We start from the raw sequence: 8,852 nt of genomic DNA, 5'->3' as shown, positions 1-8,852 counted from the left end.
ACCAGCCGCCGACGCCGACCCACCCGCGATCGCCATCCCAGCCGCCAACGCGGTAGCCACAAAACCAAGCTGCTTGATCACAGACAAACTCCTAGCGAGGAACCCACCGGACGAACCCGGTATGGGGAACTTGGGCGACGAAACTTCGATTCGCCGCGCCCAGGGATATCGACTATCGTGCCTTTCACGCTGGATGGGGCCGGTCAACTCCTGGGCAGGATGAACCGGCCCCATCCGTGCCGGCGTCGCTTCGCGTCGCAGCGAGCCCGGAACACGCAGCGGAGTGTGCATCTCTTCTCCGTGTTCCGGGCAAGCCACACGACTTCGATGCGCCTCGCCGGATCCCCTGCCTCGGCCGGCGTCCGCACACACAACGGGCAGCCTCGGCAGAGGAGCTACTAGTTACCTTGGGACGTTCCGCCGTCGGTGACCCCACCGCTGGCGCAGTTGTACGGGGACGCGCCGCTGGCCTCGTGCTCACCCGGCGACAGGATCGGCACGCCGATTCCGTTGAGCGAGTCACGGATCGGGACCTGGACACCAAGCACGTTCACGTCGTTGCCGCAGACGCCGACCACGGCGTTGACGTTGTGCAGGATGTCGGTGTTGTTGACGTTGGCCAGCCCGACCTGGTCGCTCAGGTCATAGCCGTGGTCGTAGATGTCGTCAGGGGTGTCGGCGGACGCGACCCCACCGCCGATGAAGGCGCCGGCGGCCATGGCGGCCGCGACGAAGCCGATCTTCTTCAGCATGGATTCTCCTTGAAAGCGATTGCATCGAACAGGACGGATAAAAGTGTGTTTTTCGTCCTGTGACACGGAAACGTACTGAGACCGCCCACTCTTTTCCACGCCGATCCACCATCGTGTGCGCACCGCGGTCCCGTGACCGCGCGATCGGTGGTCCAATCGGGTTACGCACGCACCCCGCCCGGAGCACTTCGGCGCAGGGCACAAGCAGGACTCTTTTCTTGTACCACAAAGACCACCGGACACCGCTGAGATCTTGCTACTCCGCTACTCCTCGTCGTCCGAGCAGCAAGCCGCCGACGCTGGCCGCACTCGCGCTGCCGAGCGCGATTCCCCACCCGACCGGCCCGAGTGGCGTGCACCCGAAGAAGTGACTGACACCGGGTGTCTGGATCAGCACCGCCAGGAGAACGGCGGAGCCCAAGCCCGCTGCCAGCACGGTGGCGTCACGTCGGCCCACGAGGATCGTCTGCCCGAGTTGTGTTCCGATCAAGGAGGCGAGCGCGACGGTGCTCGCTCGCCGTTGCCTGCCGGTCAGCCGGGCGAGGGTCCAGGCGGTGGAGGCCCCGAGTGTCGTCGTCACCGCTCGCGTGGTGATGTCACGCCGCAAAGCATCACCGAGCGAGGCGCTGGGCCCCTCGCGGAGCAGGTCCGGGACGGCTTGGCTGTCCGGCCTGCTCAACGCGATCGCGAGGGCAGGCGCCAAATCCGTGAGCAGGTTCATCAGCAGCAGTTGCCGCGCGGTCAGCGGCGACCGCCCGGTGACCGCGGAACCGAGCACGGTGAACGCGATCTCCCCGAGGTTTCCGCCGAGCAGGATGCCGAGCGCTTCCCTGACCGACGCCCACATCGCCCGCCCTTCGACCAAAGCGGCGACGATCGTCTCCAGCCGATCGTCGGTCACGACGAGATCCGCGGCCGCCTTCGCCGCGGGTGTCCCTCGTTGGCCGAGCGCGATCCCGACGTCGGCCAGCCGGATCGCGGGCGCGTCGTTCGCGCCGTCACCGGTCATCGCGACGACGCGGCCGTTGCGCTGGTACGCCTGGATGATCCGGACCTTCTGCGCCGGACTGCACCGGGCGATCACGTCGACGCCGTCAAGTTCGCCTTCGAGTTCCTCGTCACCGAGTTCGTCGATCCTGGCGCCGGTGAGCACCTTGGTGTCGCCGTTGCGTCCGGTGATCTCCTCCGACACCGCTTCGCCGGTGGCCGGGTGGTCGCCGGTGATCATCACCGTGCGCACCCCGGCCTCACGCAGCCGTTCCGCGGCGGGCGCGGCGCTTTCCCGCACAGGATCCGCCAGTGCCACGAACCCGAGCAAGCGGAGTTCGGTGACGTCGTCCTCGGAAATGTCCTGTGTGGACACCGGGCGTTCGGCGACGGCGAGTACGCGATGCCCGGAGGCGGCCAACCGTTCCATCCGTTTTCGCAGCCGTTCGCGTGTACCGGGGCCGAGCGGCCGGTCACCATGACTCGTACAGCGTGGCAGGACGATCTCCGGCGCTCCCTTGACGCACAAGAGGTTTCGCTTCCCGAGCTTCCCGTTGGTGGCGTGGAAACCTCGCGACGGCTCGAACGGCACGGCCCCGGTCTTCTCCCAGCCGTCGGCACCGACACCCACCGCGCGACTGCCTTCGAGGACCGCCTGATCCGTCTGATGCGGGAGTTCCTCCGGTTTCTCCGCGCGAGGCGTCGCCCGGACGGCGGCGGTCAGCACCGCACGGTGACTCTTCCGCATCTGCGAGACGGCGGAGTTGCTGCGCCCGTCGTCGATCCGGGTGACGGTGAGCCTGCCTTCGGTGAGCGTGCCGGTCTTGTCGAAGCAGAGGACGTCCACCCGGCCGAGCGCCTCGATCGTGCGGGGATTGCGGACGAGCGCTCCATGGTCGGCGAGCCGGCGGGCGGCGGCCAGCTGGGCGGCGTTGACCAGGAACGGCAGGCCTTCCGGCACTGACGCCACGGCGAGATTCACCGCCGCGCCGAGACTCTGCCGCAGTGGAACACCCCGAAGCAGTCCCGCACCCGCGACGGCCGCGGCCGAACCGGCCGCGAGGGGCAGGGCTTGTTCGGTGAGCGACGCGAGCCGTGCTTCGACACCGGTTTCGGGAGCGGCGCCCCGTGCCGCCGCCATCCCCCGGCCGACCTCGGTCTGATCGCCGGTCGCGACCACCACGGCCGTCACCTTCCCCGCGGCGACCGTGGTGCCCTCGTAGAGCATCGACGCCCGCTCGGCGACGTCCGCGGCCACCACCGGCACCGGCCCCTTGGCCACCGGCAGCGACTCACCGGTCAGCGACGATTCGTCGAGTTCCGCACCGGTCGCGTCAAGCACCCGGCAGTCCGCGGGGACGACGTCGCCGGAGCGCAGCGACACGATGTCTCCCCATACCAGCGCGTCGGCCACGACCTGCCGCTCCGCGCCTGCCCGCACGACGGTGGTCACCGTCGCCGACCGCTCGAGGAGTCCGGCGAGGGCGCGTTCGGTATGCACCTGCTGCGCGCCGCCGATCAACGCGGACACCCCGACGATCCCGGCGACCAGCGCGGCGTCGACCGGGGAACCTACCGCGGCCGAGACCGCCGCCCCACCGGCCAGAACCGGGGTCAAGGGATTGGCCAGCTCCGCGAGGAACGCCTTCGCGAAGCTCGGTCCGGCGCTCCCCGGCCTGCCGGTGTGGTCCGCGGAAGCGCGCCGCCGTACCTCCGCGTCATCCAGTCCACTCAGGTCCGATTCAAGGCGGTCGAGCACGAGGTTCGCGGGCATCAGATGCCACGGGGGTGCGACGCGGCCCGCAGGAGCGGCTTTCCGCGTACCGGAGAGGGTGCGGGCCCGCCAGATCCCGTCGCTGAAGGCCATGAGCGCACCGGCGTTCACCGTTCGGAGGCTGCTCGCGGCCGGCCTGCGGCGGGCGCTGAGCGCGGTCACGCCGCCGATGCCGCTGGCCACCGTCGCGAACATGATGGAGTCACGCACGACGGACCTGGCCGCGGTGATCGCCTCGACGAGCAGGACGGCCGTGTCGATATCGCGTTCGATCAGCAAATGCGCGCCCCACGGCGGCGGGGCGCCCTCGTCGTGCACCCCGATCCCGCAGTCGGCGGCTCCCAGCGCCCGGCGGTCACCGGAGACCAGCATGACGGCCTTGCCGTCGCCTTGGAGTTGGCGGACGAGATCGAGCGCTCCGTCATCACTGACGATCCGCACCACTCGCATCCCGGCTGACTCGGCCGCGGAGGAGAGAGCGCCGACATCGGGTGAGACCTCCTCGGTGACGGCGAGCAGGCCCTTCAAATGCCCTGCGCGCGCCAGACCGAGGACGACGCCCGCGCCACGGTCCAGTAGCCGTTTCTGTTCCCGCACTCCCTTGCGGCCGCTGAGGGCGAGGTCATCCACCGGCCCGAGCGTCCAGTCACCGTCGCGCCGGACCACCATGGGTTTGTCCGGATCGAACAAGTCGAAAGCGACCGCGGCCATCTTCGCCGCGTCGCCACCGGGCAGGGGGACGAGATCGCTGAGCACGTGGGCCCCTGCCCCCAGCGCGGTCGTGTCGATGACGAGCGTGTCGAGAAGATCCAGCTTCCGTAAAACGGCCCGGTCCATCACCAGCGTGCCCCGCCTCGCGAGTACCTGACCCAGCTGGGCGGAAAAGGCCGCGACGCCGTTCGACGGCGCCTTGGGCAGCGCGGAGATCCCGACAGCGACGGCGCGTCTCGGCCCGGCGAACGGCAGCGTCGCCGCCGCGGCCACGGCCCCGACCGTGATGGAACGCCGTGCGTGACGATCCGCGGCGCCCTCCGGCAGTGGCCGCGGCCGTTCGCTCACCGCCGATTCCGCGCCGGCGTGATCGCGCTGCCGGACCAGCCGCGACTCGGCTTCGCACCACGCCCGTTTGTGGGCCTTGGCCTCCCGCCATTGCGTGCCGCGCACCATGATGTCGAGCACGGTGCCTTCACTCCGGGCCGCCAAGCCGTGGGCCAAGGCCGCCCCGATCGACGTCGCCGAATCCGCCCGCTCGTGCCCGCGAAGCTTCCGGTCCACCACAGCACGCAGCCGCGGATGCAGGTCGATCAGTGATGCCAGTGCGGTGACCTCGGTCGGCAGGGGGGCCCATGGCATGAGTTTCGACGCCGCCGACAGGACCAGACCCGCGACGTCAGCGGCCATCGTGGACGGAAGCCGGGTCGCCGCCACACCGTCGGCGGGATGGTGGAGTTCTTCCTCCTCGATCCGTTCGGCCTCGCAGGACGGCTCCGCTTCGGCCCGTTCGACCGCGCGGACCAGGTCCAGACGCCGCGGTGCCGGATCCCCGACGGCGACGACCACCCGGGACGTCGGGGCGTTCACCTCCGCCCACTGAACTCCCGGAATGGCTCGCACTGCCTGCTCGATCCGCCGGGCCACGCGGGCGCGGTCTTGCCCCTTGACCCCGTGCGTCTCGATGTAAAGCCTGCCTGGACACGACCAGACCGCGCGCCGACCTCGACCTGGCATTCCTTCCCATGGCACAAGTGCCAACCCGGCCAGTCCACGGGCGATCCGGCCCAGTGCCCGCACCGGCTCCGGGAAGGGGACACCGAGCACCTCGATCGTCTCCTGGCCAGTCCGCCCCATGCGGCCTACTCCTCTTGTCCGATGGCAGGTTGATCTCCAGGAGTACCCGCGTATCCGGCGTCGAACCGCGGGTCACCGAGGTTTGAAGCGATCACCCGGTGGTCATTCTGGGTGAAGGGGACTTCCCCAGTTCCGCGTCAAGCAGCCGGCGCCGCGAAATGACTAGTTCGAGGTGGCGTTCATGATGGAAACGGGATTCGGCGAAGCGGTCCTCCAGGGCCTTCACCGTTATGTGCGTTTGGTGATCGAAGAACTCGGGCTGCACGGCGATGCCTTCTACGCTCAACTCGAACCGACGGCCGGCGCGTACATCGCGCTGGACCGGAAACTGCCCGAGTACCCGGACAGAGACGTCGCACTGGTGTGGGACGAGCGGTACGGCTGGTCCGTGGCACTCGAAACGGACAGCAGCGAAGACCTGATCACGGTGGCCTATCACGGGCGCGAGATTCTTCCCTCGCCGTCGGCGGTCGCCGCTTTCGCGCGTGAGGTCTGCGCGAGCGGGGCCGTCGGTCGTTCCGGCCTGGCTCCGACCGGGAGCGGGGAAAGCGAGGTGACTCTCACCGAACGCCTCACCGGCTACCTGCGCTCTGTGACGGCCACGAGCCAGGACAGCTTGCCCAGCTCTGCCTGACCACCTATCGAGCGACGATCAGTGCTTGCGGAGCGCTCTGCTTCATCCGGGTGCGAAGCCAGGTCAGCTGGCGAGCGGTTTCCTGCTCGTGGCCTTCGGCGACGTCCAGGAGTTCCCGGTCGCGCAGCCCTTGAGCGGCCTGGCCGACCACGATCCAGGTCACGTCCGTGAACGAGGCGAGTGCGTAGAGGTCCTGCAGGTCCCGCAGCAGCCCGACAGCACCGCTTCGAGTGGTCTCCAGTGCCGCGGCATGGAGTCGTTCGGGCTCCTGTTCACGGTGTTCGCCATAGCGGTCGACGATCGGCGCGAGGGCGTCGGCCTGCCGGTCGATCCGCCCGGCGAGCATCGAGCACGTCTGCTCGACATCGGGTTCTTCTCCGTGGCCGCGGCCGACCTCGCGGAAGGCTTCCGCGAGGGTGCCCAGCGACGTGTGCAGCAGACCGAGGTAGGTCGCCAAATGCATTGCTCAGCCCTCCACCTTGGTGATCCGGACGGCGCTGATCTTGAACAACGGCTGTTTGGACACCGGATCCCATTCGGTCAGGGTCAGCTCGTTCGCGGCGCGGCGATGACCGTCCTCGCCGGTGTCCCAATAGCCATAGTGGAACGGGAGGAACACCACGCCGGGACGGACCTTGCCGATCCGAGCCGGCACTTCGACCGCGCCTCGGGCCGACTCGACACGGACGAGATCGCCTTTCCTGACGTCGAGTGTGTCGGCGTCGTCGGCGGCGATTTCCACCCATGGTTGCGGTGCCGCGCGACGCAGCTTCGGCGCTCGACCGGTCTTCGTCCGCGTGTGGAAGTGGTAGACCGTGCGTCCTGTCGTGCAGATGAAGGGATACCGCTCGCTCGGTTCTTCCGGTGGCGGCGTGTACTCCGCGGCCTTGAGGAACGCCCGCCCCGCCGGCTGCTGGGCCCGGTACTTCTCGGGTGAAGTCGTGCCGCCGGTGAGCAGATCGTGGCCATAGTCCTCGCACACCTCAGGATCCGTGGAGAACACGCCGTCCGGGTAGAGCCGTTCCGTCCCATCCGGACGTTGCTCGTCACAAGGCCATGGGATCCCGCTATCGCCGCGGAGCTTCTCGTAGGACAGTCCACCGTAGTCACACAGACGCCCGCGGCTGCACTCCTGCCAGGCGCGGAAGGCCTCCTCGGGCGTCCGCCAGCCGATCAACGAGGCACCGTCGCGGTCACGGAACCCCATACGCCGGGCGTATTCGAGGAAGATGTCCAGGTCGCTGCGCGCCTCGCCGGGCGGTTCGACGGCCTTCTCCGACAGGTGCACCGTGCGGTCGACGTTGGTGAACGTTCCCTGCTTCTCACCCCAGAACGCGGCGGGCAAAACGACATCGGCGAACTCGGCCGTCTCCGTGCGGAAGCCGTCCTGCACCACGACGAACAAGTCTTTTCCGGCGAGAATCCGGCGGATACGCGGTAGTTCGGGCATCGAGACCGCGGGGTTGGTCGCCGAGATCCAGAGGAACCGGATCGAGCCTTGTTCGGCGTACCGCCAGATCTGCATCGCATGCGTGGGCGGCGCCCAATGCGGGATGGTCATCGGATCGACGTTCCACAGTTCGGCCAGTTGCCGGACGTGGTCCGGGTTGTCCCAGTTCCGGAAGCCGGGCAGGTCGCCGTCGGCACCGCACTCGCGGGTGTTCTGCGCGGTCGGCTGGCCGTTCATCTGCAGCACGCCCCGACCGGGTGTCCCGATCATCCCCCGCACCAGGTGCAGGTTGTTGACCTGGCAGGACGCCGCGGTCGCCTGATGCGACTGGTAGAAACCCTGCAGCACCGTCGACACCACCCGCCCCGAGGTACCGAAGATCTCCGCGGCGCGCACCAGCCCCGCGGGGTCGATCCCACACACTTCGCCCACCCGTTCCGGCGTGTACGGCTCGACAGTCGCTTCGAGGTTTTCGAAGCCGAGCGTATGTGCGGCGACGTAGTCCTCGTCGATCCACTTGTTGGCGATCACTTCACGCAACAGGCCGTTCATCAACGCCTGGTTCGTCCCTGGCAACGGGGCCAGGTGCACCCCACCGGACGTTTCCGCGGCCTCGGCGACCTTCGTCCGGCGCGGATCGACAGCGACGACCCTCGGCGGCTCGGCCCCGGCCAGCCGGTCCAGCACACGCGACCACAACACGGTCTGCGTCTCGGCCATGTTGTGGCCGAACAGGAACAACGCGTCACAATGGTCGATATCGGCGTAAGTGCCGGGTTGCCCGTCGGAGCCGAAGCTCTCCTTCATCGCCGCGGCGGCGGTCGCCGTGCACAACCGGGTGTTGCCGTCCATATGGGGCGTGCCCAGCCCCGCCTTTCCGATGACCCCGAGTGTGTAGTACTCCTCGAGGAACAGTTGCCCGCTCGTGTAGAACCCGTGCGACAGAGGTCCCGATTCAGCCAGCAGGTCCTGGGAGCGCCGCACGATCAGGTCCATCGCGGTGTCCCAATCGGACTCCACCAGCTCCCCGTCGCGACGGATCAGCGGGCGGGTCAACCTGTCCTCGCCGTTCCACTGCCACGATCCGTACAAGCCTTTGGGCCCCAGCCGCCCGTGATTGACCCGATCGCCGTCGCGACCGCGGACGCCGACCATCCGGCCGTCTTTCACCGCGATGTCGCAGGCGCATCCGTTGCTGCACAACACGCAGGCCGATTGGACCCACTGGTCCACATCGGGCTCGGCAAGGCCGTCCCCCAGATGAAGGTCGGACCGTCGCGGCCAGGACTTGTCCCGTGCGTAAGGAGTACGGGTCCCCCACACGTGCTCGGTTCGGTCCGTCATGCAAGCGCCATACCCTCCGTCACCACCATCCAAACGCGGGAAACACGTCGAAGCGGTGGCCGG

General features: G+C 68.5%; 5 protein-coding genes. 1 reads left to right on the top strand and 4 read right to left on the bottom strand.

Going from position 1 to position 8,852, the window contains the following annotated elements:
* Positions 1-398: 398 nt before the first annotated feature.
* Both AB0M65_RS17280 and AB0M65_RS17275 read right to left on the bottom strand, forming a co-directional pair.
* The gene (locus AB0M65_RS17280) at positions 399-752 is read right to left on the bottom strand and encodes a hypothetical protein (protein WP_364028257.1); all 354 of its coding nucleotides are present in this window, start codon (positions 750-752) and stop codon (positions 399-401) included.
* A gap of 256 nt (positions 753-1,008) precedes the next feature.
* Entirely contained in the window at positions 1,009-5,361 is a 4,353-nt protein-coding gene (locus AB0M65_RS17275) for a cation-translocating P-type ATPase (protein WP_364028255.1), read from the bottom strand.
* Positions 5,362-5,542: 181 nt separating this feature from the next.
* Between AB0M65_RS17275 and AB0M65_RS17270 the strand changes: the two genes are divergently transcribed.
* A complete protein-coding gene (locus AB0M65_RS17270) occupies positions 5,543-5,995 on the top strand; it encodes a DUF6292 family protein (protein ID WP_364028253.1) in 453 nt (150 codons plus the stop codon).
* A 4-nt stretch (positions 5,996-5,999) separates the two neighbouring features.
* Here AB0M65_RS17270 and AB0M65_RS17265 read toward each other — a convergent pair whose 3' ends face one another.
* On the bottom strand, positions 6,000-6,458 hold the full coding sequence (locus tag AB0M65_RS17265; RefSeq protein ID WP_364028251.1) for a hypothetical protein: 459 nt from the start codon (positions 6,456-6,458) through the stop codon (positions 6,000-6,002).
* 3 nt (positions 6,459-6,461) lie between these two features.
* Entirely contained in the window at positions 6,462-8,789 is a 2,328-nt protein-coding gene (locus tag AB0M65_RS17260; RefSeq protein WP_364028249.1) for a nitrate reductase, read from the bottom strand.
* Positions 8,790-8,852: the final 63 nt, after the last annotated feature.

It is taken from the genome of Amycolatopsis sp. NPDC051071, assembly GCF_040682875.1.
In the GTDB taxonomy this organism is placed as follows: Bacteria; Actinomycetota; Actinomycetes; order Mycobacteriales; family Pseudonocardiaceae; genus Amycolatopsis.
Note: the sequence above shows the minus strand (reverse complement) of the source record. Positions and strands in the feature narration are given on the sequence as shown.

Excerpts from the sequence above, each read along its gene's own strand:
- AB0M65_RS17265 (WP_364028251.1), bottom strand. The coding sequence starts at position 6,458 with ATGCATTTGGCGACCTACCTCGGTCTGCTGCACACGTCGCTGGGCACC.
- AB0M65_RS17275 (WP_364028255.1), bottom strand. The coding sequence starts at position 5,361 with ATGGGGCGGACTGGCCAGGAGACGATCGAGGTGCTCGGTGTCCCCTTC.
- AB0M65_RS17270 (WP_364028253.1), top strand. The coding sequence starts at position 5,543 with ATGATGGAAACGGGATTCGGCGAAGCGGTCCTCCAGGGCCTTCACCGT.
- AB0M65_RS17260 (WP_364028249.1), bottom strand. The coding sequence starts at position 8,789 with ATGACGGACCGAACCGAGCACGTGTGGGGGACCCGTACTCCTTACGCA.
- AB0M65_RS17280 (WP_364028257.1), bottom strand. The coding sequence starts at position 752 with ATGCTGAAGAAGATCGGCTTCGTCGCGGCCGCCATGGCCGCCGGCGCC.